Raw genomic sequence first — 26,015 nt, 5'->3', positions numbered from 1 at the left:
CCGCAAGGCGCGGAACAGCGTCCGTCCCGCCGTCCCCTCAGCTGGGATCGCGCCAGCGGTTGACGATCGGATAGCGCCGGTCCAGCCAAAATGCGCTTTTGGTCAGACGCGCCCCCGGTGCCGACTGGAACCGCTTGTATTCGCTGATGTAGAGCAGGTGTTCCACCTTTTTGGCATCGGCCCGGTCATACCCCGCCGCGACGCAATCCGCGATGGACCCGTCCCGGTCCACGAGGATTTCCAGAATTGCGTCCAGCACCGGGTAATCGGGCAGGGAATCGCTGTCCTTCTGATCCTCGCGCAGTTCCGCCGACGGCGGCTTGGTGATGATCCGGTCGGGGATGACTTCACCTTCGGGGCCATTCATCCATGCACGGTGGTTGGCATTCCGCCAGCGGCAGGTCTCGAATACGCGCGTCTTGTACAGATCCTTGATCGGGTTATAGCCGCCCGCCATATCGCCGTAGATCGTGGCATAGCCCACCGCGACCTCGGACTTGTTGCCGGTGGTCAGCAGCATCTCGCCAAACTTGTTCGACAGCGCCATCAACAACAGCCCGCGCAAGCGCGACTGGATGTTTTCCTCGGTGATGTCGGGTTGCGTGCCCTCAAACAACGGTGCCAGCGCCTCTGTCACCGCCGCGCGCGGCCCGGAAATCGGCACATAGTCATAGCGGCAGCCCAGCGCCTTGGCGCAGGCCTCTGCGTCTTCCAGAGAATGCGACGAGGTGTATTCCGACGGCAGCATCACGCAGCGCACGTTCTCCGGGCCCAGCGCATCCGTGGCAATCGTCGCCACCAAGGCCGAATCCACACCGCCGGACATACCCAGAAGAACTTTGGAAAACCCGGTCTTGCGCAGGTAGTCGCGCAGGCTTTCGACCATGACGCGATAGTCCTGTTCCCAGTCGTCGGGGTGTTTCTGGAACGTCCCTTCCTCACAGCGCCACCCCTCGGGCCCGCGCACCATGTCAACCGGAACGATGCATTCGTCGAACACCGGCAGTTGCACGGCGATCTGCCCGCCGGGGTTCAGCACGAAAGACCCGCCGTCAAAAACCTGATCGTCCTGTCCGCCGACCATGTTGAGATAGATCAGCGGCAAACCGGTCTCGACCACGCGGGCGACCATGTGGTTCAGCCGGGTCTCGTATTTGCCGCGGTAATAGGGCGATCCATTCGGCACCAACAGGAACTCGGCCCCGGTTTCAGCCAAGGTTTCGGCCACATCCGGGTGCCATGCATCCTCGCAGATGGGCGACCCGATGCGCGTGTTGCCCACGGCATAGGGTCCGCCGATGGGGCCGCTGTCAAAGATCCGCACCTCGTCAAAGACGGTTTCGTTTGGCAGTTCATGCTTCAGCACCCGCGTCACGACACGGCCGCCGTTGCAGATGAAATAGGCGTTGAATAGCTCTGTGCCCTCGACGTAGGGGCCGCCGATGGCCAGCGCCGGGCCGTCCGCGCAATCGGCGGCCAACTTGTCCACCGCCTGCATCGCAGCGATGTGAAAGGCCTGTTTCATTACCAGGTCCTGCGCGTTGTACCCGGCGATGAACATCTCGGGCAGCGCCACAAGATCGGCGCCATGGGCGCGCCCTTCCTCCCAGGCCGCGCGGGCCTTGGCCGCGTTACCCTCAAGATCGCCCACAACGGGGTTCAGCTGTGCCATTGTGATGCGAAACCGATCGCTCATCGCGCCGCCCTTTCCTGATCTTGACGCACCCATATCAGACCCACGCCTGAGGGAAAGCCGCCTCGACCGCGGGCGTTGCCCCGCCAAGGCGCGTCACATAGGCTTTGCCCATCCGTCTTGCATTTCCAGAGGCCGTCCGCCGCATGTTTTTATCTCGCCTTTCTATTGTCTCCGCTGCACTCTTTCTGGCATCCGCGCCGTCACTTCTGGCGCAGGGGGTGCAGACACGAACCTATAGCGACGGCGGCGTCTATACCGGCCAGATGGTCGACGGCATTCAGCATGGGACCGGCACTTACCGGCTGCCCAATGGCTATGAATACAGCGGAGACTGGGTACGCGGACAGATCCTTGGCAAGGGTAAGGCACGTTTCCCCAACGGCTCGGTCTACACCGGTGATTTTGTTTCGGGCAAACCCCATGGCACCGGGCGGATCGTGTTCGCGGACGGCGGCCATTACGAAGGGGCCTGGCAACACGGCAAGATTTCGGGTCAAGGCAAGGCCCGCTATGCCAATGGCGTGCTCTACGAGGGCCAGTTCCGCGAAGCCAGGCACCATGGTCGCGGGGTCATGACCTCGCCCGAGGGCTATGTTTATGACGGCCAATGGATCAACGGCACCAAGGAAGGCCGGGCGCGCATCACCTATGCTGACGGGTCCGTCTACGAAGGATTGGTCAAGGCCGGTCAGCGGCATGGTTTTGGCAAGATCACCATGGCGGACGGACTGATCTATGAAGGCGCATGGGCGGCGGGCCAGATCAATGGCGAAGGCAAACTGGTCCACGCCAACGGAGACATCTACGAAGGCCAGCTGGTCAACGGCAAACGCGAAGGGCGCGGGACCGTGCGCTATGCCAATGGTGACAGCTACAAAGGGGCCTTTCACAAGGATCAACGCCACGGACAGGGCACCTTCGTCGGGAAAGACGGTTTTATCTACACGGGCAACTGGACGGTCGGTAAGATCGACGGCAGCGGGCAGGTCACCTATCCGGACGGATCGATATATGCCGGCAGCTTTGCAAACGATCAGCCCCACGGCGAAGGCAAGATCACCTACCCCGATGGCAGCATCTATGTCGGCGGTTGGGTCAAAGGCGTGATTCAGGGCAAGGGCCGCGCCGAATACGCGGGCGGGCTGATCTACGAGGGCGATTTCGTCAACACCCGCAATCACGGCTACGGCGTCATGACCTACACCGACGGTTACCGCTATGAAGGCCAGTTCGCCGAGGGTCAGCGACAGGGTCGTGGCAAGGCAGTCTATCCCGATGGCACGGTCTATGACGGCTCTTTCCATGCCGGGAAACGCCACGGCCACGGACGGATCACGATGGCGGACGGGTTTCAGTACAATGGTGCCTGGCTCAATGGCGAGATCAACGGGCGCGGCATCGCGACCTACACCAATGGCGATGTCTACTCGGGCCATTTCGTCAACGGCAAGCGCGAGGGTCAGGGGCGCTTGGTGTACAAGGACGGAACGGTGGCCGAAGGTGTCTGGCGCAACGGGCAGTTGGATGGCAATCCCAGCGGCCTGCCGCCAGAACCTGTGCTGCCCGAAGAACGCAGTCATTCGCGCGGCGGTGTGGCCGGTGCCTTGCCCGTCCGGGTCATCGCACCGGACGAAAGCGGGGGCGGTTCGCTGGGGGATCGCCCCTGACGCCCGGCGCGGGCCATTGCCCAGCAACATGGAAAGACGTTGCCGTCCGCCCCGGCCTCCTTTAGTTTCCGCTAAGACAGGATAGAGACAGACGAAAACGGGCACGCGCATGAAAACCGCAGGCAGCATCCTTCTTGGCGCCTTCGTAGCTATCGCCGGCACGGCGCTGGCCCAGGATGATCAGACCGTCACCAAGCAATACGACGACGGTGGCGTCTACGAAGGCACCTTCCTGAACGGGTTGCAGCACGGCACCGGCACGTACCGTCTGCCCAACGGTTACGAATACTCTGGCGAATGGGTCGAGGGCGAGATCAAGGGCAAGGGCGTCGCACGCTTTCCAAACGGGTCTGTCTACGAAGGCCAGTTCGCCAAGGGCAAGCCCGAAGGCAAGGGCAAGATCGTCTTTGCCGACGGTGGCACCTATGAAGGCCAGTGGCTGGACGGCAAGATCACCGGCAGCGGCGTGGCGATCTATGCCAATGGCGTCCGTTACGAAGGGTCCTTCCGCAACGCCTTGCACCACGGCAAGGGCGTGATGACCGCACCCAACGGGTATGTCTATGACGGCCAGTGGGTGAACGGCGTCAAGGAAGGCACGGCCAAGATCACCTATCCCGACAAATCCATCTACGAAGGCCGCGTCGCCGACGGCGAACGTGACGGGTTTGGCAAGCTGACGATGCCCGACGGGCTGATTTACGAAGGCACGTGGCGCGAAGGCCAGATCGACGGAGAGGGCAAGCTGATCCAGCCCAACGGCGACGTTTATCAGGGCCAGCTTGTGGATGGCCGCCGCGAAGGCAAGGGCAAGGTCATCTACGAAAACGGCGACATCTACGAAGGCCAGTTCAACAACGACCAGCGTCACGGCATCGGCACCTTTGTCGGCAAGGACGGCTATCGCTACGAAGGCAACTGGGTCACCGGCCAGATCGAAGGCAAGGGCAAGGTCACCTATCCCGACGGCTCGGTCTATGAAGGCCAGTTCAAGGGCGACCTCGCCAATGGCAAGGGCAAGATCACCTACCCCGATGGCGCGACCTATGACGGCGACTGGGTTGACGGCGTGATTCAGGGCAAGGGCCGTGCGGCCTATCCCAACGGGTTGGTGTACGAAGGCAGCTTTGAAAACGCGCGCAACGATGGCTTTGGCATCATGACCTACCCCGACGGTTACCGCTATGAGGGTCAGTGGAAAGACGGTCAGCGCCATGGCGAAGGCAAAGCCACCTACCCAGACGGCACGGTGTATCAGGGCCAGTTCCGCGAAGGTCAGCGCCACGGCAAGGGCAAGATCGTCATGGCCTCGGGCTTTTCCTACGATGGCGACTGGCTTCGCGGCGAGATCAATGGTCAGGGGATCGCAGTCTATGCCAATGGTGATGTCTACGAAGGCGCCTTCAAGGATGGCAAACGTCAGGGTCAGGGCACGATGAAATACGCCAGCGGCGAAGAGGCGTCGGGCGAATGGATCGGCGGCGCCCTGCGCTCGACCCCTGCCCCGGCGGCCCCGGATACGGCGGACAATTGATCGCGCGGGCAGTCTGGAACGACCGCCCCATTTCCCGCCGTCCCTTCTGTATGCCCATGGCACACCGGTTTCCGGCGTGGTTTCTTTGCGCGCTCATCCTGTTTGGCGGCCTCCTGCCCGGTCTGGTTCGAGCACAAGAACCCGAGGTCGTCCGCATCGGCGTGCTGGCGCATCGCGGCTGGGCCGACCAACAGACCGTCTGGACGCCTCTGGCGGAATACCTGCAACCTCATCTTGGCAACCGTGTCGCCCGGCTGGTTCCTGTGACGCTGACCTCTGCCGGGCCGCTGGTGAACGCGGGCGGGCTGGATTTCCTCGTGACCAACCCGGGTCATTACATCCAGCTTGCCGAAACCTTTCCGATGAGCGTTCTTGCCACCCGCAAACGACGCCTGTCGGACGGGTCACATGCCACGCAGTTCGGTTCGGCCGTTCTGGTACGGGCCGACAGCGGATTGACCACCCTGGCGGACCTGCGGGATCAACGCATCGGCGCGGTTGCGCCGCAGGCCTTTGGCGGCTTTCAGATGGCATGGTTCGAAGCTCAGGCGCAGGGCGTTGACCTGTTGGAAGACAGCACCCAGATGGTCTTTCTTGGATTTCCGCAAGACGCCATCGCACGGGCCGTTCTGGACGGCGACCTTCAGGCCGGCATCGTGCGCAGCGGCCTGTTGGAACGGTTGCAAGCCGAAGGCGTGGTGCCCCCGGATGCGCTGAGCGTGCTCAACGCCAATGTCACCTACACCTACCCCGAAGCCGTCAGCACGCGGCTTTACCCGGAATGGCCCTTTGTGGCGCTAGCCGGCACCTCTGCCGAGTTGCGCGACACCGTGGCGCTGGCCCTGCTGCAAAGCGGGTCCAGCGATCTGGTCGATACCTGGGGTGCGCCGGTCAGCTATCACGACGCCCGCGCGCTGGCCGCAGCCTTTGCCAACCGTCAGGGCGCTGCGACCTCCCCGCCCGGCGGCGGCCCGGCGTGGATCGCTTGGGGCGGCGCTATGATCGCAGCCATTCTGGCCCTTGCCGCGCTGCTGGGCTGGCTGTTTCGCAGATCCCAAAGCCCCGCCGATGCCGCACCCCCTTTGACTGAACAAGCGGACTCCGAGGTGCCGCTGACACGCCGCGAAAGTCAGGTCCTTGGCCACATCGGCGCCGGCCATTCAACCAAGGAAATCGCTGCGGCGCTGGGCATCAGCCCCAAGACAGTCGAGTTCCACCGCGCCAACCTTCTTCGCAAATACGATGCCCGCAGCTCGGCCCAGCTGATTGCGCTGGCCCAACGCCAGCTTTCCCCCCAAGAATCCGAAACCTAGGGTTTTCCCGGGTTCGAAACCGGCAGGAATCAAAGGGAATTGCCGGGTATCCGTCCACGTCCTGTCTGCGTCATCCTGTCTTGCACAACGGGGTTCACCGCCCCGCTGATAAGGGAGGAACCACTATGACCCATATCGTCAGACTGCTGACCGCGCTGAGCCTTGCCCTGGCGCTGTTCGCGACAACCGGCACCGCCATGGCCGAAGGCTATGGCAAGCAGAAGGTCGTGTATCACATCAATTACAATGGCGGAGAAGGCAACAAGGCCTACAAGGGCGCGATGCGCAACATCCAGAACCACATCAACGCCGTCGGCGCCGAAAACATGGAAATCAAGGTGGTGATGCATGGCAACGGTCTGGGCTTGCTGTCCGCCGCCAAAGGCGACCCGACCATGCAGACAACCGTGTCCAGCCTCAAAGGTCAGAACGTGGCATTCCACGTCTGCAACAACACGCTTGTCGGACGCAAGATCGACTATTCGGAAGACCTTTACGATGTCTGGGAAGATGACATCGTGCCCTCCGGCGTGGCGGAACTGTCCAAGCTTCAGCAGATGGGCTTTACCTACATCAAGCCGTGAAACTGTCCTGCCGGACAGCGGGTGTCAGACCCGCTCTCCGGCCTCCATCCGGTCCAGAAAGCGCTGCGCCTCTTTCAGCACCGTTTCGCGACGATCGGCATCCATCCGGTCAAAGGTCCGGTACATGTTGGCCATCCGGGGGTTGCCTTCGAAACGGTCCCTGTGGCGATCCATGAAATGCCAGTACAACAAGTTGAACGGACAGGCGCCTTCGCCCGTCTTTTTGGTCACGGAATAGCTGCATGACTTGCAGTAGTCCGACATCTTGTTGATGTAGTTTCCCGAGGACACATAGGGTTTCGACGCGATGATCCCGCCGTCGGCAAACTGGCTCATGCCCACGGTGTTGGGGGCCTCGACCCACTCGAATGCGTCGATATAAACGCTAAGATACCATTCATGCAGCGCCGCGGGGTTGATCCCTGCAAGCAGGCCGAAATTCCCCGTCACCATCAACCGCTGGATATGGTGGGCGTAGGCCTCGTCCCGGGTCTGTTCCACGGACTTCGCGACACAGCGCATCTCTGTCCCGGCGTCCCAGTAGAACCATGGCAAGGCACGGTCATGTCCCAAGGCGTTGCGGTCGGGATAATCCGGGCCTTCGCGGAAATAGATGCCCCGCACGTATTCCCGCCAGCCGATAATCTGCCGGATAAACCCCTCGGCGGCGTTGATTGGCACAGATCCGTCCGCATAGGCCATTGCAACGGATGTGCAAACCTCCAGCGGATCAAGAAGGCCGATGTTGATATAGGCCGACAGCAAAGAGTGATACAGGAACCGGTCCTGATCCAGCATCGCGTCCTGATAGTCACCGAACCGTGGCAGCGCCTTGTCGACGAAATGGCTCAGCGCCTTCAGCGCCTGCGCCCGGTCGGTGGCAAAGCCAAAGGGGCGCAAACGGCCGAAATTGTCGGGAAAGGCGGCTTCGACCAGATCCAGAACCTCGGCCGTGGTCCTGTCCGGTTCGAACCACAGCGGCTCGTGCGTGACCTCGCCCTGAGCGGGTTTTCGGTTGTCTGCATCATAGTTCCACTGGCCGCCCTCCGGACCATCATCAGTCATCAGCAGCCCGGTTTTGCGGCGCATCTCGCGGTAGAAATATTCCATCCGCAGCGCCTTGCGCCCCTCGGCCCAACCATCGAAATCGGCATGGCTGGCGATAAACCGGTCGTCTTCCAAAAACCGCACCTTCAAGGGACAATGGCGCAGGGCGTTGATCAGCCGCCATTCGCCCGGTTCGGTGGCAATGACCTCTTGCGCACCGGTTTCTTCCGCGCGCCGCAGCAATTCGCCACAAATGGATCCGGCGTTCCCGGTATCGTCCAGTTCGGTATAGCGGACGTCCCAACCATCTTCGCGCAGGGCGACGGCGAATTTGCGCATCGCCGCCAGCACCAGAGCGATCTTTTTGGGATGGTGGGGGACATAGCGGGTTTCATCCGCGACCTCGGCCATGACGATCACGTCGCGGTCCTTGTCCGCAGCCTTCAACGCGGCAACGCTTTCGGTCAACTGGTCGCCCAGAACAAGGATCAGCCGCGTCACCAGGGGATCTCCTGCCCGTCATAGTCCAGAAATTTGCCCGTGTCCCCTGCCCCAAGACCGTGCATGACCCGCACCAGACGCGCCGCCGCCTGTTGCGGCGAAACCGTCGGATGACGGTCGGCGTATTTCGCGGTAAATGCGGTTTCGACCGTACCGGGGTGCAAACTGACGCAGGCAAGCTGGCGGTGGGTCCGGGCCAGCTCGATCGCCGCACCGTGTATCAACTGGTTCACGCCCGCCTTGGCAGCACGGTAACTATACCAGCCACCCAACCGGTTATCCCCGATCGAGCCGACCCGCGCCGACAACACCGCAAAAACCGCGGGCCGGTCACGCGGCAAAAGGCGCACCGCCTGTTTCAACACCATCATCGGACCGATAGCGTTCAGGCGATATTGGTCTTCCAGCGCCTTGACGGTCAGCGATTTCAGCGTCTTTTCAGGCGCGGCTCGGTCGATTTCCAAGGCCCCCGTCGCCACGAAAACCAGATCGAATGGCCCGTTCAGCCGGTTCATGATCCGGGCAACCGCGGTTTCGTCGGTCACGTCCAGCCCGTCACGCGACCGGGACAGCCCGGTGACGGCCACGCCTTCGGCGCGCAAATGCGCCGCAACGGCCCCGCCGATCCCGCCGCTGTCCCCGATAATCAGTGCGTTTTCCATGCCCGGGCAGTTAGCGGTGCCCACCCCGGGATCAAGCGCTGCCCACGTCCTCACGTGCGATAGCCACGGTCTTGACCACGGCAAAACAGCTGGCGCCCGGCGTTAGGTCAAGCGCCTCGGCCGACCGGCGCGTGACCCGCGCCAGCACCCGGCCCGCATCCGTATCCAGCGAAACAAGCGCACCCGGCCCATCACCTTCGCGAATGCTGTCCACCCGACCCGGAAGGATATTCAACGCCGACAGACCCTCGGGCCGGTGGCGCGCAAGGATCACCTCCTGCGCCGCGATCCGCACCCGCAAGGGCGCACCCACCGGTTGCGGGACACGCGGCAGGAACAAAGGCAAACCGCCCGCCGTGACTTCGGTCAGCCCGTCGTCATGATGTACCGCCACCCGCGCCTCCAGCACAGCGCCAACGGCCCGGATCCCCGCAGGCGTCACATCCGGATCACTCAGCACATCCGAAGCCGTGCCCTGCCGCATCACCCGCCCGTCCTGCAAGACAACCACCGTGGTCGCCAGTCGAGCGACCTCGGCGGCGCTATGGGTGACATACAGGATCGGACAGCGCGCCTCGTCCCGCAGCCGTTCGAAATAGGGCAGGATCTCGCGTTTGCGCGACTCGTCCAGCGCGGCCAGCGGTTCATCGGCCAAGATCAGCCCCGGATCGGCCAACAAGGCCCGCCCAATGGCGACACGCTGCTTTTCCCCACCCGAAAGCGCGCCGGGCCGGCGGTCCAGCAACGGGCCAAGGCCCAGCATATCCACAACCGGTTCCACCGGCAGGGACGACCCGGCGAACCAACGCCCATACCTCAGATTCTGGCGTACCGAGAGGTGCGGGAACAGCCGGCCTTCCTGGAATATATAGCCAAGCCGGCGTTTGTGCGGCGGCAACCAAATACCTTGAGTGGTGTCTCCCAACAGGTGATCGCCGACCTTCACCCGCCCACGCTCCGGGCGCATCAATCCCGCCACCGCGTTGATGACGCTGGTCTTGCCTGACCCGGACCGCCCGAACAACACGCACAACCCCGGCGGCGCCTCAAAGGCCGCGTCCAGTGTGAAACCACCCAGTTGGTGGCGAACCGAAACCTCCAGCATCACGCGCCCCCGACCCGGGCGGCCACCCGACGCGACACCCATTCGGACAAAAGCAGCGCCAGCATCGCCACCGCCACGGCCACCGCCACCAGCCGCAAGGCCGAGCCTTCGCCGCCCGGCACCTGCAAGAACGCATAAATCGCCGAAGGCAGGGTCTGTGTCTGGCCAGGGATATTGGACACAAAGGTGATCGTGGCCCCGAACTCTCCCATCGCCTTGGCAAAGGCCAGAATCGCCCCGGCCAGCACACCGGGCAAAACCATGGGCAAGGTCACGGTAACAAACACCCACAAGCGTGAGGCACCCAGCGTGGCGGCGGCCTGCTCCAGCTTGGGATCGACCGCCTCGATCGACAGGCGCATCGCCCGCACCATCAAAGGAAAGCCCATGATCCCCGCCGCCAAGGCCGCCCCCGTCCAGTCAAAGGCAAAACGGATGCCCAGCGCATCCAGCGCCGCTCCGACAGGCGCTCTCGGACTCAAAGTCACCAACAACAGATAACCCGTGACAACCGGCGGCAGGATCAGGGGCAAATGCACCAACCCGTTGACCAGTTGCTTGCCCGGGAACCGCCAGCGCGCCAGTGCATAGGCCACCAGCACCCCGAAGGGCAAGGACACCAGCGTCGCCCAAAAGGACACCCGCAACGACAGGCGTACGGCGTCCCATTCCGCAGGGCTCAGCCAGTCCATGCCGTCACTCGCTCAGAACGGCAAAGCCCTGCGCGGCAAAGATCGCCGCCGCCTCGGGCGATTGCAGGAAATCCAGAAAGGCCGCAGCCCGCGCGCCGCGCCCGGCCACCGCGGCCACCGGGTAACGGATCGGCGGATGACTGTTCTCGGGAAAAACACCCAGCGCGTCCACCGCCGGGTCGGCCTGCGCATCCGTCGCATAAACCACGCCCAGAGGCACCTGCCCCAAAGAAACCAGCGCCAGCGCAGCCCGCACATTGTCCGCCTGCGCCACCCGCATGGAAACACTCTCCCACAGCCCCAGCGACTCCAATGCCGCCTTGCCATAGATCCCCGCGGGCACCGCCTGTACCAGCGCCATCGCCAGCCGCCCCTCACCCAACATCCCCGTCAGGTCCAGCGCGGGCGTGATCTCCACCGGGTCCGCCCCGGCAGGACCGGCCAGAACCAGACGGTTGCCCAACAGGTCGATCCGCGTGCCCGCCGCGATCAACCCCTCGCGATCAAGCACATCCATCCACTCCGTATTGGCCAGAAAGACAACATCCGCCGGCGCGCCCAGCTGCACCTGCCGCGCCAATGCCGAAGAACCGGCATAGGAAATCACCAGTGGCTCGTCATAAACCTGTGCCACCTCGTCAAGCGCCGTCTTCAGACTCGCGGCAGCAAATACCGTAACCGGTTCCTCGGCAAGAACCGGACGGACCAGCGCAAAAACAAGGCAGAGATATGCAAATATCCGTTTCATCGCCGAGGTTCTGGCACGCGCCGCGCCCCCTGTCACCACACCACAGAGCAAAAACCACCTCCGGGCTTCTTCTTGGCGGAAATACTCCGGGGGAATTGGCCGCAGGCCAAGGGGGCAGAGCCCCCAAGATCCGCTCACGTCAGCGTCAACCCCTTTCGCAGCGCGATCAGGTCCAGATCCTGCGCAAGAAAGGCAACACCTGCCTCGATGGCCTTCTGACCAAACGCCGCATCCATGGTCAGCAGGCCCGCAGGTTTTCCGGCCGCCGAGATTCGTCCGATCCCGTCGATCACCGCCTGCTGGACCTCGGGATGCGACGGCTGCCCGGGCAAGCCCATCGACGCGGCCAGATCCGCCGGCCCGATAAAGATCCCGTCCACCCCCGGCACAGCGGCAATGGCCTCGATCTCCGCCATGGCGGCGACGGTTTCAACCTGCACGATCAGGCACAATTCGTCGCGTGCCTTGGCGTGATAGCCCGCCACCTTGCCGAAACCGCTGGCCCGGGTCATGCCGGCCACGCCGCGGATGCCTCTGGGCGGATAGTCCATGGCCGCTGCCGCCTCGGCCGCCTCTTCGGCGTTCTGCACATAGGGCACCACAAGCGTTTGCGCACCGATGTCCAGCAGGCGTTTCATCTCGGCCGCGTTCAGGCAGGACGGCCGCGCAAGCGCCGAGACAGGATGCGGTGCCACCGCCTGCAACATCGGCAGGACCCGGATCGGGTCCATCGGAGAATGTTCGCAGTCGAACAGCATCCAGTCATAGCCGCAGGTGGCCATCATCTCGGCCGCCATCGGGTCGGTCATGCTGCACCAGATCCCGCGTTGCAGTTTGCCCGACAGGATCCCGGCTTTGAAGCCGTTCTTCTTCAGTTCCATCCACTTCCCTCTCTGCCTATGCGCAGACCCTAGACGCATGTGCAGCGATCAGGCAAACGGCAAGGCAAGTATTGGATCGCAAAGGAGGGCAAATCATGCCCACTGCCATTGTTACCGGATCGGCCGGATTTATCGGCTACCATTGCTGTGCGCGCCTGTTGGGCGAAGGCTGGCGCGTGATCGGGCTGGACGCGCTGACCGACTATTACGAAGTATCCCTGAAACAAAGCCGCCACGCCCGACTTGCTCCGCTGGGCGATTTCGTCCCGGAAATCGGCCGGGTCGAGGATCCCGGCCGCATGGCGGCGCTGTTCGAACGGGAAATGCCCGATGTGGTCATCCATCTCGCGGCTCAGGCCGGGGTCCGCTATTCGATCGAGAATCCGCGCTCTTACCTTGAATCCAACATCGTTGGCACCTTTGAGATCCTCGAAGCGGCACGCGCGCACCCGCCGCGCCACCTGTTGCTGGCTTCGACCTCGTCGGCCTATGGCGCCAATACGGAAATGCCCTACCGGGAAACCGACCGGGCCGACTATCAGATGTCTTTCTACGCGGCGACCAAGAAGTCGACCGAGGCAATGGCCCACAGCTATGCCCATCTGTTCAACCTGCCGACCACGATGTTCCGTTTCTTCACGGTCTACGGCCCTTGGGGCCGGCCGGACATGGCTCTGTTCAAATTCACCAAGGCGATCCTTCAGGGCAAACCGATCGACGTCTACAACTTCGGCGACATGAAGCGCGACTTCACCTATGTCGATGACCTCGTCGAAGGCATCCGGCTGCTGATCGACGCGGTGCCGGAACGCCCGGCCGAGGGCATTGTCCCCGAGGGCGACAGCCTTTCGCCGGTGGCGCCTTTCCGCGTGGTGAACATCGGCAATTCCGAACCGGTGCAACTGACCGACTTCATCGAGGCCATCGAAGAGGCCACAGGCCTTCCCGCGACGCGCAACCTGATGCCGATGCAGCCGGGCGACGTGCCGGCCACGTGGGCGGATGCGGCCCTGTTGCATAGGCTGACAGGCTACCAGCCCCGGACCTCGGTGCGCGACGGGGTTGCGCAATTCGTGGCATGGTACCGCGACTACTACCTTCGCAACGATACCGATCCGTCCTGACACTGAAAACACCGGGCGCCGCCCAAAGGGACGGCGGGTGGGGCGACGTTCCGGCCAAAGGCCGGGACAAGCGTCACCCCCGGCCCGATTAATGACCCGAAACATCATCTTTGGCCTTGCGCAGGGCGCGGCACGCCCCACAATAAAGGGAGCGGCAAAGAATTCCGCGCGACGGGGGACCTATCAGAACGTGGCCGAGCACGAGATCACTTCACACCAGGGCTTGTCCTGGGGAGTCGCTCGGCTCTTTCGTTTCTGCCCCTGCGGTCTCCGCGACCCGTGGTACGCTGCCACCGGCCAATAGGCCGCGCCGATCCCGTTATGCACCTGCGGCAATGACCCGCCCTTTGCGGAAAGATCATTGCAATCCACGCGGTCTTTTCGGAAAAAACCGTTAATTTTCTGACCCTGCGGAGACGTGAATGACCACACAGAGCAGTCTTCTGCCCATCATCGCTCTGCTGCCCTTCCTGGGCGCTCTGGTGCCGGGCATCATGATCCGTGCCGGACGCACCGCCACAGCAACCTTTACCGCCGTTCCGACAATCCTTGCGCTTGTCATGCTGGGCACACTGGCCCCCGGCGTGATGAACGGCACGGTCTACACCATGTCCATTCCCTGGCTGCCGCAGCTGGGGCTGGAGGCCGCCTTTTTCCTCGATGGGCTGGGGTTGATGTTTGCCTGCATGATCCTTGGCGTCGGCCTGCTGATCACGCTTTATGCGCGCTACTACCTGTCGGGCGAGGATCCGGTGGGCCAGTTCTATACCTATCTGCTGTTGTTCCAGGGCGCGATGCTGGGCATCGTCATTTCTGACAACATCCTGCTTTTGCTGATTTTCTGGGAGCTGACCTCGCTCTCGTCCTTTCTGCTGATCGGATATTGGAAGCACCTGCCCGAAGGCCGTCAGGGCGCGCGCATGGCGCTGACCGTGACCGGCGCCGGGGGGCTTGCCATGATCGGCGGCATGTTGATCCTTGGCAATATCGCGGGCAGCTACAACCTGACCGACATCCTCGCCGCGGGCGAGGCGATCAAGGCATCCGACTGGTATACGCCCGCCGTGATCCTGATCCTGCTGGGCGCTTTCACCAAGTCGGCACAGTTCCCTTTCCATTTCTGGTTGCCGCACGCCATGGCCGCGCCGACACCGGTGTCGGCCTACCTGCACTCGGCCACGATGGTGAAGGCGGGCGTCTTCCTGATGGCCCGGATGTGGCCGGCGCTGTCGGGCACGGAACTCTGGTTCTATCTCGTGGCCACCACCGGGCTGGTGACCATGGTCATTGCCGCCGTTATCGCGCTGTTCAAGGATGACCTGAAAGGGCTGCTGGCTTTCTCCACGGTGTCGCACCTTGGCCTTTTGACCATGCTGCTGGGTTTCGGAACCGAAGCCGCCGCCATCGCCGCCGTCTTTCACATTCTCAACCACCTGACCTTCAAGGCCGCGCTCTTTATGACCGCCGGCATCATCGACCATGAGGCACACACCCGCGACATCAAGCGGTTGGGCGGACTGGCCAAGCTGATGCCGATCACAGCCGTCATCGGCACGGTGGCGGCGCTGTCGATGGCGGGGATTCCACTGTTCAACGGCTTCCTGTCCAAGGAAATGATGCTGGAAGAAGCAAGCCACACCTATTGGTGGCAAAACCCGTGGATCGTGCCCGCGCTGGCAACGGTCGGGGCGCTGTTCTCGGTGGCCTATTCGCTGCGCTTCATCTTTCACGTGTTCGGCGGTCCGGTGCGCGACGACTATCCGCACAAACCTCATGATCCGCCTGCGGGCATGTGGTTGTCGCCCGCTTTCCTGTGCATTTTCGTGGTGCTGATCGGCGTGGCTCCCTTCCTTGCCGAACCGGTCGTCAACATGGCCGCAACCGCGGTGACCGGGCACACCACCCACGCACATCTCAAGATCTGGCACGGCGTGACCCCGGCCCTGTTCATGTCCATGGCGGCAATCGCCGGGGGCGCGGTGCTGCTGGCGCTGCACCGCCCGCTGGATGCGGCCTGGATCAAGGCCGGGCCTTTCTATGCCAAGGCAGCCTTTGACGCCGTCATGAACGGCTGCGTGCGCCTGTCGCGCGGCATCAGCGAAACCCTGCATGACGGTTCGATCAGCCGTTACCTTGCGATTTTCACCGCCGCCACGGTGGCCGCGGCCTATACCGCTTTCCTGCGTGGGGAAATCGCCCCGGCGACCCGCGAATTGCTGCCGATCTCACCCGTCTTTGCCGTGGGTTGGGTGCTGCTGATCTGTGCCACGCTGGTCGTGGTCACGCAGCATCACATGCGCTACCGCGCGCTGGTGGTGATCGGGGTCATCGGCCTGATGATCTCGGCCGGGTTTGTCTATCTTTCGGCGCCTGACCTCGCGCTGACGCAGATCTCGGTAGAGACCGTGACCATCATGCTGCTGTTGCTGGCGCTCCACTTCCTGCCCAAGACCACCCCGGCCGAAAGCTCGACCGGGCGGCGGATGATGGACGGCACCGTGGCAATCGCCGCCGGTCTGGGGGTTGCCGCGCTGGCCTATACCTTCATGACACGCGACTTCTCGACCATCTCCGAATATCACCTCGCCAATTCCTACAAGGGCGGCGGCGGCACAAACGTCGTGAACGTGATCCTCGTGGATTTCCGGGGGTATGACACCTACGGCGAAATCATCGTTCTGGGCATCGCGGGTCTTGTGATCTTTGCCCTGATGGAAGCGCTGCTGAGCGGTCCCGCCGGGGCCCGTCTGCGCAACTCGGGCTATAATTACGACCGGTCGCATGACCGCCATCCGCTGATGATGGTCATTTCGACCCGGGTGATGATGCCCATGGCGCTGATGGTCGGTGTCTACATCTTCCTGCGCGGCCACAATCAACCGGGGGGCGGTTTCGTCGCCGGTCTTGTGTTCTCGATCGCGCTGTTGATGCAGTACATGGCCTCGGGGTTTGCGTGGACCATGCGGCGCCAACAGCTTGAGTATCACGCGATGATCGGCTGGGGCGTGGTGATCGCCGGCCTGACCGGCGCGGGCGCATGGCTGTCGGGCACGCCGTTCCTGACTTCGGCCTTTGGCTATGTCCACATTCCGCCGATCGAAGAGTTCGAACTGGCCACTGCGGCCCTGTTCGACCTTGGCGTGTTCCTCTGTGTCTTGGGTGCGGTGATGCTGATGCTCTACAGCCTCAGCCGGATGGCACGCCACGCGGGTGAAACCGTGAACCCCGAACCGATGGATTACGACCCCTCGCGCCCACGCATGGCGGTCAAGAAAGGAGAGGAGTGACATGGAACTTCTCGTCGCAAGTGCCATCGGCACACTGACGGCGGGCGGGGTCTACCTGATCCTGCGCCTGCGGGCCTTCCCGGTCGTGCTGGGGCTTTCGCTGCTGTCATACGCGGTCAACGTCTTCCTGTTTTCGACGGGGCGGCTGGCGATCAACGCGCCGCCGATCCTGAACAAATACGCTGATGTGCCCTATACCGATCCTTTGCCACAGGCGCTGGTCCTGACCGCCATCGTGATTTCCTTCGGGATGACGGCGGTTCTGGTGATGTTCGCTTTGGGGGCTTACCTCGAGGCCGGGGATGACAAGATCGACATGAAAGACGCCAACAAAGAGGACGATGCGGCATGAGTCACTGGATCATCGCCCCTGTCGTTTTGCCCGCCATGCTGGCGCCGCTGATTGGCTATGTCATGCGGCACGACATCGTGCTGGCGCGGACCGCCTCGGTTGCGGGCACTGTTTCGCTCTTTGCCATTGCGCTTGGGCTGGCCTTCTGGGCGGCCGAAGGCGGCACTCACGTCTATCGCTTGGGCGACTGGCCCGCGCCTTTTGGCATCGTGCTGGTGCTGGATCGCCTGTCAGCGATGATGGTTCTGCTGACCGCCTCGCTTGCGCTGATCGTGCTATGGCACGCCATCGCCACGGGCTGGGACGCCAAGGGGAGACACTTCCACGCGCTGTTCCAGTTCCAGTTGATGGGCATCTGTGGCGCCTTCCTGACCGGCGACGCCTTCAACCTCTTTGTTTTCTTCGAAGTGCTGCTGATCGCGTCCTACGGGCTGATGGTGCATTCCGGGGGCAAGGTTCGCCTGCAAGCGGGGCTTCAATACGTGGTCATGAACCTCGCCGGGTCGACCCTGTTCCTGTTTGCCCTTGGCACGATGTACGCCACGACGGGCACGCTCAACATGGCGGATCTGGCGGTGAAAGTTCCACAGATCGCGGCCGAAGATGCGGCCATGGTGCGGGTCGCGGCGGTACTTTTGCTGATCGTGTTCATGATCAAGGCGGCGCTGTTCCCGGTGCAGTTCTGGCTGCCTGGCACCTATTCCAACGCCCCGGCGCCGGTTGCCGCGTTGTTCGCGATCATGACCAAGGTCGGCGCTTATGCGATCATTCGCCTGCACACGCTGGCCTTTCACCCCGAGGCGGATTCCACCCGCGACGTGGTAACGACGTGGCTGTTCCCGGCTGCATTCGTGACCTTGGCGCTGGGGGCGGTCGGGGTTCTGGCGGCGCGCAAGCTGATGCCGCTGCTGTCCTTTTCGGTCATCGGGTCCATGGGCACGCTGATGCTGGCCGTGGCGCCGGTGGATGCCTATGCCACTGAAACCGCGCTGTACTATCTTGTGCATTCCACCTTCTCGGCGGCGGCCCTGTTCCTGCTTGCCGATCTGGTTGTGACGCGGCGTGGATCGGATGCATTGGATGTGCGGCCCCCGGTCTTGCAGAACGGCCTGTTCGCGGCCCTCTTCTTTGCCGGGGCGATTGCCATGGCGGGTATGCCCCCGCTGTCCGGGTTCCTTGGCAAATTGCTGATCCTCGACGCGCTGCGCGAACCCGGCCAGATGGGCTGGGCATGGAGCGGGATCCTTGTCGGCTCGCTGATCACCATCGTCGGCTTTGCCCGGGCAGGCAGCATGATCTTCTGGAAATCGACCTCTGTTTCGGTGCCCGAGGGCATGGGCCCGGTCGAGGCCGAACCGCATCCGGAACCGGCCCGTTTCAACGAAGTCGCCCCGACCATGGTTTTGCTGGGCCTTCTGGTGGCGCTTGCGGCCTTTGCCGGCCCGACCACGACCTACATGCGCGAGGCGGCCAAGCAGTTGTTCGAACCTCAGGGTTACATCGAGACCGTGCTGGCCCCGGTCGAAAAGCCCGAGGACAAGGCAAAGGCGGAGGCGGCTCCGCACGCCGATGCCGATCCGCACGCGGAAAAGGGACATTAAGCCATGCTCAAGCGCCTCTTTCCCCATCCCCTGCTCAGCCTGACGCTGCTCGCTGTCTGGCTGATGCTGGTCAACAAGGTCACCCCGGGAAACGTCCTGCTGGGCGGGTTCCTTGGCATTGTCGTGCCTATCCTGACCTCCCCCTACTGGCCCGGCCGACCGGCGTTGAAACGCCCCTTCATGTCGGTGCCTTATGTCTTGATCGTCTTTTGGGACATCATCGTCGCCTCGATTCAGGTGGCTCAGATCGTGCTGTTCAAACCCCGGTCGCAGATCCATTCGCAATGGGTGGTCGTGCCGCTGGACCTGACCTCGCCCGAGGCGATCACCGTTCTGGCCGGGACGATCACCATGACGCCCGGCACGGTTTCGGCGCTGGTGTCCTCGGACGGGACGGCGCTTTTGGTCCACTGCCTGCACACGGATGATCCCGACAGCATCCGCAACGAGATCAAGACACGCTACGAAGCCCGGCTGAAGGAGATTTTCGGATGATCACCTACGCGCTGTATTTCACCATGAGCTGCTTTGGCCTTGCGCTCTTGTTCAACCTCTGGCGAGTCATTCGCGGCCCGGGCCATGCCGACCGTGTGCTTGCGCTGGACACGATGGTCATCAACGTCATCGCGCTGCTTGTGACCTATGGGATCCTGCAAGGCACCGCCGTCTATTTCGAAGCTTCGATGCTGGTCGCCATGGTCGGTTTCGTTTCCACCGTCGCTTACTGCCGCTTCCTGCTGCGCGGCGACATCATCGAATAACGGAGGTTCGGATGTTTGTTGAAATTCTCGTCTCGGGCTTCCTTGTGATCGGCGGTATCTTTGGCCTGATCGGATCGCTTGGATTGTTGAAACTGGGCGACACGATGCAGCGGCTGCACGCGCCGACCAAGGCGACGACGCTGGGTGTTGGCGGCGTGCTGATCGCCTCGATGCTGTACATGTTGCTGGTCAAAGAACATCTCTCGTTCCACGAGTTGATGATCACCCTGTTCCTGTTCCTGACAGCGCCTATTGCGACCTTGTTCATCGCGCAGACGCATATCCTGATGCAGATGCGCCGCAGCGACCTTCCGCCCAGCGGCGCACCGCACGACTGGTCGATCTATGACGATCCGCCCGAACAGGAAGCCGTCAAAACCGACGCCTGAAACGAAAAACGCCCGCCGGATCGCTCCGGCGGGCGTTTTCCTTTGCTTGGTTCCGGCCTTAGCCGATGATCGCGTTCAGCGTGGCCGAGGGGCGCATCACGGCTGCGGTCTTGGCCGGGTCACCGTGGTAGTAGCCACCAAGGTCCGCGGCGGAACCCTGAGCCGCCGCCAGTTCGGAGACAATCGCAGATTCACCTTCGGCCAGCGCCTTGGCGATCGGGGCGAAATGCGCGGCCAGCTCTGCATCCTCGGACTGAGCGGCCAGCGCTTCGGCCCAGTAACGTGCAAACCAGTAGTGGCTGTCGCGGTTATCCGGCTCACCCACTTTGCGGCTGGGGCTGCGGTCGTTGTCCAGAATGCCCTGAGTGGCGGTTTCCACCGCGTCTCCCAGAACCTTGGCCTTGGCGTTGCCTTTGGCGTCACCCAGGAACTTGAACGATTCACCCAACGCACAGAACTCGCCCAGGCTGTCCCACCGCAGGTGGTTTTCCGATTGCAACTGCTGCACGTGCTTGGGTGCGGAACCGCCTGCGCCGGTCTCGAACAACCCGCCACCGTTCATCAGTTTGACGATAGACAGCATCTTGGCCGAGGTCGCCAGTTCCAGGATCGGGAAGAGGTCGGTCAGGTAGTCGCGCAGCACGTTGCCGGTGATGGCAATGGTGTTCTCACCCTTGGTGATGGTTTCCAGCGACGCGCGGGTCGCTTCGCGCGGGGCCATGATCTCGAACTTGTCGGCCACGCCCTTTGCTTCCAGGATCGGCTTGACCATTGCGATCAGCTGCGCGTCGTGCGCGCGGGTTTCGTCCAGCCAGAAGATCGCGCGATAGCCGGTGGCCTTTTGACGGTCGATGGCAAGGTTCACCCAGTCCTCGATCGGCGCCTTGCGGGCCGAGGCCGAACGCCAGATGTCACCGGCTTCGACAGCATGCGAATGCAAGACCGTGCCATCGTCGAGGATCATCTTGACGGTGCCGTCCTCGGGGATCTCGAAGGTGGTCGGGTGGCTGCCGTATTCCTCGGCTTTTTGCGCCATCAGGCCAAGGTTTTGAACGGTTCCGGCGGTGGCCGGGTTCAGCTTGCCGTTCGCTTTGAAGAACTTGATGGTCTCGTCATAAACGGGCGCATAGCAGTTGTCGGGGATGACACAGGTGGTGTCATGCTCTTTGCCATCCGGGCCCCAACCCTTGCCACCGGCACGGATCAGCGCGGGCATGGATGCGTCGATGATGACATCCGACGGCACGTGCAGGTTGGTGATGCCTCGGTCGCTGTCGACCATGTACATCGGGGGACGCTCGGCAGTGACCGCGTCGATGGCAGCCATGATTTCCGGCTCGTCCTTGACCTTGTCCAGCAGGGTGCCAAGACCGGCGTTGCCCGAAACGCCCAGCGCGGCCAGCTTGTCACCGAACTGTTCGAAGACCGGGGCCAGCCATGCCTTGACCGCGTGGCCAAAGATGATCGGATCGGACACCTTCATCATGGTGGCCTTCATGTGCAGCGAGAACAGCGTGCCGTCGGCCTTCACCTTCTCGATTTCCTCGGCAAGGAACTGGTCCAGCACCTTGGCCGACATAAAGGTGGCGTCCACGACAGTGCCCGCCGGGTAGGAAACGCCCTCTTTCAGGACGGTTTCGCCGTTGGCGGTTTCCAGCACGATCTTGGCGGTGGCCGCCTTGTCCAGCGTGGCCGAAACCTCGTTGGCAAAGAAGTCATTCCCCGGCATCGAGGCGACGCGCGTTTTGCTGTCGGCGGTCCACTCACCCATGCGGTGCGGGTTGTTCTGAGCGAATTTCTTGACGGCGGCGGCGGCGCGGCGGTCCGAGTTGCCTTCGCGCAGCACCGGGTTCACGGCCGAACCCTTGATGGTGTCATACTTGGCGCGGACGGCCTTTTCCTCATCGGTCTTCGGCTCTTCGGGATAATCCGGCAGCGCGTAACCCTGCGATTGCAGTTCCTTCACTGCCGCAACCAGCTGCGGCACCGAAGCCGAGATGTTCGGCAGCTTGATGACATTGGCTTCGGGCGTCTTGACCAGCTCGCCAAGCGCGGCAAGATCGTCTGACTGGCGCTGTTCTTCGGTCAGCGCCTCGGGGAAGGTGGCGATGATACGGCCTGCAAGGCTGATGTCCTTGGTGCCAACGGTGACACCGGCAGCGGCAGCAAATTTCTGGATGATCGGCAAGAGCGAGGCCGAGGCCAGCTCGGGGGCTTCGTCGACCTTGGTATAGATGATGTCGGGATTGGAATCAGACATGTGTCCGGCCTTTCTGAAAACGCGTGGCGATTTGGCCCCTGCATAGGGCAAGGCGGCGCGCGCGTCTACTGTATGCCGATGTATACAGTGTCGCATTGGCGGATTTTCTCAGGGCTGCAAGGGTTGGTGCATTTCAGGAGATCCCGGGGTCGGTTTTCTGGCCCGGTCCTATTTCGATGCGCGGGCCTTGGCATTTCTCACATCGCATTCCATATTGGGAATGTATTTTCCAATGAAAGCCCCTTCGAGGACCCCATGATGAGCCGCCGCGTCCTGTTTGGCACCGTTGCCGCCGCCACCGCCACGTCCGCCTATGCCCTGTTCGGACGCGCCACCCCGACCAAAGCCGTGTCGCAAGACCGTTTTGCCGACGATCTGAAACCGCGCACGGGCCGCTTGCTGGTCGATATCCGCGAACCGCTGGAATGGCAGCAAACCGGCGTTCTGATCGGCGCGCGCCTGCATAGCTGGCGGTCGGCGGAGAACTTCGTTGCCGCTCTGGCCGATGAAATCGCTAGAGCCGACGAGATCCTGCTGTTGTGCCGCTCTGGCAATCGGTCCAGCAGCGCCGCACGGTCCCTGGCCGACCATTTGAACCGTGAGATCATCGACGTGGCCGGCGGTATGATCCGCCTGGCTCACGAAGGCAAAGCCCAAGTAGTTGCACCGACCAAGGCCATGGGCTGTACCGTCTGTTGAGCCCAGACAGGTCCGTTGCCCGGCACCGGATCTTGCATTCCACGGGCAATCCGCGGGATACGGCGGCCCAAAGCCCCGCCCAGCGCGGGCCGTCGAAAGCCGATAGCCACAATGCCCCAGACTGACCTGCTGAAAACCGATTGCTCGAAATGCGCCGCGCTGTGCTGTGTGGCTCTGGCCTTTGACAAGGGCAAGGATTTTGCGTTCGACAAGAACCCGGGCGAACCCTGCCGGAACCTGTCCGGCCACGATTGCGCGATCCATGACCGGCTGACACAAGAGGGGCTGGCGGGCTGTGTGGCCTATGATTGTCTGGGCGCGGGAAACCGCGTCGTGCAAGAGGTCTTTGCCGGGCAGACATGGCGCACGGAACCCCGCCTGATGCGTGTGATGATGGAGGCATTTTCCGCCATGCGCGAGGTTCACAAGCGGATCGACATGCTGCGCGCCGCCGGAACCGTATCGCTGGACCCACGGGATGAGCAGACGCGCCAAGGATTTCTGGCGCGTCTTGAACAGCACCGGTGGAGCGGCACCGAGCTGAATGATTTTGAGGTCGAACTGGCGTTAGAGATCGACATCTTCTTTCACGGGATCAGGGATCGCCTGCCTGCCGCCTTTTTCGACGAATCCTGACGCCCGCGCTCAGAACTCGACCACGGCGCGGATGGATTTGCCCTGATGCATCAGGTCAAACCCTTCGTTGATCTGGTCAAGGGTCAGCTTGTGCGTGATCATCGAGTCGATCTCGATCTTGCCGTCCATGTACCAATCGACAAGTTTCGGCACGTCGGTGCGCCCCTTGGCGCCACCAAAGGCGGTCCCTTTCCAGACCCGTCCGGTCACAAGTTGAAACGGTCGCGTCGAGATTTCAGCCCCCGAAGGCGCAACGCCGATGACAACGGACACACCCCAGCCCCGGTGCGAACATTCCAGTGCGTCGCGCATCACCTGCACATTCCCGGTGGCATCGAACGAATAATCCACACCGCCAAACGGATCTTTTTCCGTCTTGGTCATGTCGATGATGGTCTGGGTGACGGACTGGCCGCCGGGCAACTTCGAAGGGTTCACAAAATCCGTCATGCCGAACTTGCGGGCCATTCCGGCCTTGTCGTCATTGAGATCGACACCGATGATCCTGTCCGCCCCGGCCATGCGCAACCCCTGGATCACGTTGAGCCCAATCCCCCCAAGACCGAATACCGCCGCAGTCGCGCCGATTTCGACTCCGGCCGTGTTGATGACCGCGCCAATGCCCGTCGTCACGCCACAGCCGATATAACAGATCTTGTCGAAAGGCGCGTCGTCGCGCACCTTGGCCAGCGCGATCTCGGGCATCACGGTATGGTTCGCGAAGGTCGAACAGCCCATGTAGTGATAGATCGGCGTGCCATCGAGCATGGAAAAGCGGGTAGTGCCATCCGGCATCAGGCCTTGTCCCTGTGTGCCGCGAATGGCCGTGCAGAGGTTGGTCTTGCCCGACAGGCAGGCGTGGCATTCACGGCATTCGGGCGTGTAAAGCGGGATCACGTGGTCGCCGGGTTTCAGGGTGGTGACGCCCTCGCCCACCTCGACCACAACGCCCGCGCCCTCATGGCCAAGGATCGACGGGAACAGCCCTTCGGGATCCGCGCCTGAGCGGGTAAATTCATCCGTATGACAAAGGCCTGTGGCCTTGATTTCGACAAGGACCTCACCAGCCTTCGGCCCTTCGAGGTTGACGTCCATGATTTCTAGCGGTTTGCCGGGCTCAAGGGCGACGGCGGCACGGGTGCGCAGCATTGGTTTCTTTCAGAAAAAGGCCCGGACGGCGGGGTGCCTCCGGGCGCAGGGGGAGAGTTTTGACGGCGCTCAGACAGGCAGCGGCGCGTTCGCGGAATTCTTGAACTCCACCGTGGTGAAGATCAGTTCAGTGTCTCCGATATTGGCCAGATCGTGCAGCATGAATTCGCCCTCACCGAATTCGAAGTGCATGACGTCCCCCGCCTTGTAATCGGCGTCCCGGACCTCTCCGGTTGCATAGTGGGACCGGGATTTGCCCGGGTTGATAGCGACCCAGAAGTAGTTCAGCACATGGCGGTGAAATCCCGCCCGTTCGCCGGGTTGCAGGGCCAGACGCCATACGCGCACATCCTCGGTTTCGGAAATCAGATCCTGACCGACGCGGCCGTTCATCCGGTTGGTTTCCAGTTCGGCCTTGCGGGTGTCATCCCAATCGGCACCCGGGGCGATCTGGTCATTGCTGGTCAATTTGCTCATGTCTCGCCCCTTTCAGGTTTGCAGTGACGGCACGACGCCGCCATCGACGCCAAGGACAATGCCGCTGACAAAATCGGAAATGTCCGAAGACAGGTAGAGAACGGCCTTGGCCACGTCCTCGGGCGTGCCCAACCGCCCCGCCGGAAGCTGGCTGTCCTCAAGAAAGGCCGCAACCGCACCGTCGCGATCCTCACGCGGGACACCGTAGTGATCGGCCAGTGAATCGAGAAAGCCGCCGGGTTCGTCCCAAAGTTCGGTTCGGATATGGGCCGGAGCCACGACATTCGACCGGATGCCGCGCCGGGTGAAATCCCGCGACAGGATCTTGGAGATCATGTTGATCGCGGATTTGGACACGGAGTAATCCGGCAACAACGGATGCGGTTTGATCCCCGCCTCTGATCCGCAATGCACCAGCACGCCCTTGCCCTGCCGTTCCATCACCGGGATCACGGCGCGCGCCATGCGGATATACCCCATGACGTTCAGATCAAAGGTCCGCTGCCACATCTCGTCGGTCACGGACAGAAAGCCGTCGCGCCCCGGTGCGGCGCCGGCATTGTTGAACAGGATGTCGACCTGCCCGAAACTGTCCAGCGCAGCCTGCACCACCTTCCCGGCGGCGTCGGGCTGGGTCAGGTCCGCGTCCACGGCGCGGATCATGTCCGGCCCGGCGAGGTCATTCAGATGCGCGGTATTGCGTGCCGCGCCGACCACCTTGGTGCCCGCCGCGAGGTATTGTCTTGTCGTTTCCAGCCCGATGCCGGAACTGGCCCCGGTCACGATTGCGACCTTGCCTTTCAGGTCCTGTGTCATGGTGACAGCCTCCTCCCTATGTGTCTGTCGGTGT

Annotated in this window: 24 protein-coding genes; 13 read left to right on the top strand and 11 right to left on the bottom strand. The window is 62.6% G+C overall.

Going from position 1 to position 26,015, the window contains the following annotated elements:
• Positions 1-37 precede the first annotated feature (37 nt).
• A complete protein-coding gene (locus KJP30_RS14360; RefSeq protein ID WP_218449947.1) occupies positions 38-1,696 on the bottom strand; it encodes an NAD+ synthase in 1,659 nt (552 codons plus the stop codon).
• 143 nt (positions 1,697-1,839) lie between these two features.
• Here KJP30_RS14360 and KJP30_RS14355 point away from each other — a divergent pair, with 143 nt between their 5' ends.
• The 4 genes from KJP30_RS14355 (at position 1,840) to KJP30_RS14340 (ending at position 6,794) form a co-directional block, all read left to right on the top strand.
• A complete protein-coding gene (locus tag KJP30_RS14355; protein ID WP_218449946.1) occupies positions 1,840-3,363 on the top strand; it encodes an MORN repeat-containing protein in 1,524 nt (507 codons plus the stop codon).
• A gap of 109 nt (positions 3,364-3,472) precedes the next feature.
• The gene (locus tag KJP30_RS14350) at positions 3,473-4,897 is read left to right on the top strand and encodes an MORN repeat-containing protein (RefSeq protein WP_218449945.1); all 1,425 of its coding nucleotides are present in this window, start codon (positions 3,473-3,475) and stop codon (positions 4,895-4,897) included.
• A 50-nt stretch (positions 4,898-4,947) separates the two neighbouring features.
• The gene (locus tag KJP30_RS14345; protein ID WP_218449944.1) at positions 4,948-6,210 is read left to right on the top strand and encodes a PhnD/SsuA/transferrin family substrate-binding protein; all 1,263 of its coding nucleotides are present in this window, start codon (positions 4,948-4,950) and stop codon (positions 6,208-6,210) included.
• A 125-nt stretch (positions 6,211-6,335) separates the two neighbouring features.
• Positions 6,336-6,794 (top strand): DsrE family protein, encoded by a 459-nt coding sequence (locus tag KJP30_RS14340; protein ID WP_218449943.1) that lies wholly within the window; start codon positions 6,336-6,338, stop codon positions 6,792-6,794.
• Positions 6,795-6,818: 24 nt separating this feature from the next.
• On the opposite strand, the gene KJP30_RS14335 is transcribed toward KJP30_RS14340, so the two are convergent.
• The 6 genes from KJP30_RS14335 to KJP30_RS14310 all read right to left on the bottom strand — a co-directional run bounded on the left by KJP30_RS14335 (position 6,819) and on the right by KJP30_RS14310 (position 12,430).
• Complete coding sequence (locus KJP30_RS14335) at positions 6,819-8,342, bottom strand: cryptochrome/photolyase family protein (protein ID WP_218449942.1); 1,524 nt, start codon at positions 8,340-8,342, stop codon at positions 6,819-6,821.
• The gene (locus tag KJP30_RS14330; RefSeq protein WP_218449941.1) at positions 8,339-9,004 is read right to left on the bottom strand and encodes an SDR family NAD(P)-dependent oxidoreductase; all 666 of its coding nucleotides are present in this window, start codon (positions 9,002-9,004) and stop codon (positions 8,339-8,341) included. Before KJP30_RS14330 ends, KJP30_RS14335 begins: the two co-directional genes overlap by 4 nt.
• A gap of 31 nt (positions 9,005-9,035) precedes the next feature.
• Positions 9,036-10,109 carry a molybdenum ABC transporter ATP-binding protein gene (gene modC, locus KJP30_RS14325; RefSeq protein WP_218449940.1) on the bottom strand — a complete coding sequence of 358 codons (1,074 nt, stop codon included), beginning with the start codon at positions 10,107-10,109 and terminating at the stop codon, positions 9,036-9,038.
• Entirely contained in the window at positions 10,109-10,801 is a 693-nt protein-coding gene (gene modB, locus KJP30_RS14320; RefSeq protein ID WP_218449939.1) for a molybdate ABC transporter permease subunit, read from the bottom strand. Before modB ends, modC begins: the two co-directional genes overlap by 1 nt.
• Positions 10,802-10,805: 4 nt before the next feature.
• A complete protein-coding gene (gene modA / locus KJP30_RS14315; protein WP_218449938.1) occupies positions 10,806-11,549 on the bottom strand; it encodes a molybdate ABC transporter substrate-binding protein in 744 nt (247 codons plus the stop codon).
• Between the two features lie 134 nt (positions 11,550-11,683).
• Positions 11,684-12,430, bottom strand: a complete 747-nt coding sequence (locus KJP30_RS14310) for an HpcH/HpaI aldolase family protein (RefSeq protein WP_218449937.1) — start codon at positions 12,428-12,430, stop codon at positions 11,684-11,686.
• Between the two features lie 95 nt (positions 12,431-12,525).
• On the opposite strand from KJP30_RS14310, the gene KJP30_RS14305 reads away from it, so the two are divergent.
• The 7 genes from KJP30_RS14305 to KJP30_RS14275 all read left to right on the top strand — a co-directional run bounded on the left by KJP30_RS14305 (position 12,526) and on the right by KJP30_RS14275 (position 19,944).
• Positions 12,526-13,554: an NAD-dependent epimerase/dehydratase family protein gene (locus KJP30_RS14305; protein WP_218449936.1), complete on the top strand. Its 1,029-nt coding sequence runs from the start codon at positions 12,526-12,528 to the stop codon at positions 13,552-13,554.
• Positions 13,555-13,976: 422 nt separating this feature from the next.
• Positions 13,977-16,841 carry a monovalent cation/H+ antiporter subunit A gene (locus tag KJP30_RS14300; protein WP_218449935.1) on the top strand — a complete coding sequence of 955 codons (2,865 nt, stop codon included), beginning with the start codon at positions 13,977-13,979 and terminating at the stop codon, positions 16,839-16,841.
• A gap of 1 nt (position 16,842) precedes the next feature.
• Positions 16,843-17,193 carry a Na+/H+ antiporter subunit C gene (locus KJP30_RS14295; protein WP_218449934.1) on the top strand — a complete coding sequence of 117 codons (351 nt, stop codon included), beginning with the start codon at positions 16,843-16,845 and terminating at the stop codon, positions 17,191-17,193.
• Positions 17,190-18,794 (top strand): monovalent cation/H+ antiporter subunit D, encoded by a 1,605-nt coding sequence (locus KJP30_RS14290; protein ID WP_218449933.1) that lies wholly within the window; start codon positions 17,190-17,192, stop codon positions 18,792-18,794. Before KJP30_RS14295 ends, KJP30_RS14290 begins: the two co-directional genes overlap by 4 nt.
• A gap of 3 nt (positions 18,795-18,797) precedes the next feature.
• The gene (locus tag KJP30_RS14285) at positions 18,798-19,289 is read left to right on the top strand and encodes a Na+/H+ antiporter subunit E (protein WP_218449932.1); all 492 of its coding nucleotides are present in this window, start codon (positions 18,798-18,800) and stop codon (positions 19,287-19,289) included.
• Positions 19,286-19,555, top strand: a complete 270-nt coding sequence (locus KJP30_RS14280; protein WP_218449931.1) for a K+/H+ antiporter subunit F — start codon at positions 19,286-19,288, stop codon at positions 19,553-19,555. Before KJP30_RS14285 ends, KJP30_RS14280 begins: the two co-directional genes overlap by 4 nt.
• 11 nt (positions 19,556-19,566) lie before the next feature.
• Positions 19,567-19,944, top strand: coding sequence for a Na+/H+ antiporter subunit G (locus KJP30_RS14275; protein WP_218449930.1), 378 nt, complete (start codon positions 19,567-19,569; stop codon positions 19,942-19,944).
• Between the two features lie 58 nt (positions 19,945-20,002).
• Here the strand turns inward: KJP30_RS14275 and KJP30_RS14270 are convergent, their stop codons facing one another.
• Entirely contained in the window at positions 20,003-22,204 is a 2,202-nt protein-coding gene (locus KJP30_RS14270) for an NADP-dependent isocitrate dehydrogenase (protein ID WP_218449929.1), read from the bottom strand.
• A gap of 258 nt (positions 22,205-22,462) precedes the next feature.
• Between KJP30_RS14270 and KJP30_RS14265 the strand changes: the two genes are divergently transcribed.
• A complete protein-coding gene (locus KJP30_RS14265) occupies positions 22,463-22,903 on the top strand; it encodes a rhodanese-like domain-containing protein (protein WP_218449928.1) in 441 nt (146 codons plus the stop codon).
• 111 nt (positions 22,904-23,014) lie between these two features.
• A complete protein-coding gene (locus tag KJP30_RS14260; protein WP_218449927.1) occupies positions 23,015-23,539 on the top strand; it encodes a hypothetical protein in 525 nt (174 codons plus the stop codon).
• Positions 23,540-23,548: 9 nt separating this feature from the next.
• On the opposite strand, the gene KJP30_RS14255 is transcribed toward KJP30_RS14260, so the two are convergent.
• The 3 genes from KJP30_RS14255 to KJP30_RS14245 all read right to left on the bottom strand — a co-directional run bounded on the left by KJP30_RS14255 (position 23,549) and on the right by KJP30_RS14245 (position 25,981).
• On the bottom strand, positions 23,549-24,685 hold the full coding sequence (locus KJP30_RS14255; protein WP_218450171.1) for an S-(hydroxymethyl)glutathione dehydrogenase/class III alcohol dehydrogenase: 1,137 nt from the start codon (positions 24,683-24,685) through the stop codon (positions 23,549-23,551).
• Between the two features lie 72 nt (positions 24,686-24,757).
• Positions 24,758-25,165, bottom strand: a complete 408-nt coding sequence (locus tag KJP30_RS14250) for a cupin domain-containing protein (RefSeq protein ID WP_224874215.1) — start codon at positions 25,163-25,165, stop codon at positions 24,758-24,760.
• 12 nt (positions 25,166-25,177) lie between these two features.
• Positions 25,178-25,981, bottom strand: coding sequence for an SDR family NAD(P)-dependent oxidoreductase (locus KJP30_RS14245; protein ID WP_218449926.1), 804 nt, complete (start codon positions 25,979-25,981; stop codon positions 25,178-25,180).
• Between the last annotated feature and the right edge of the window lie 34 nt (positions 25,982-26,015).

It is taken from the genome of Antarctobacter sediminis (assembly GCF_019218285.1).
Classification (GTDB): Bacteria; Pseudomonadota; Alphaproteobacteria; order Rhodobacterales; family Rhodobacteraceae; genus Antarctobacter; species Antarctobacter sediminis.
Note: the sequence above shows the minus strand (reverse complement) of the source record. Positions and strands in the feature narration are given on the sequence as shown.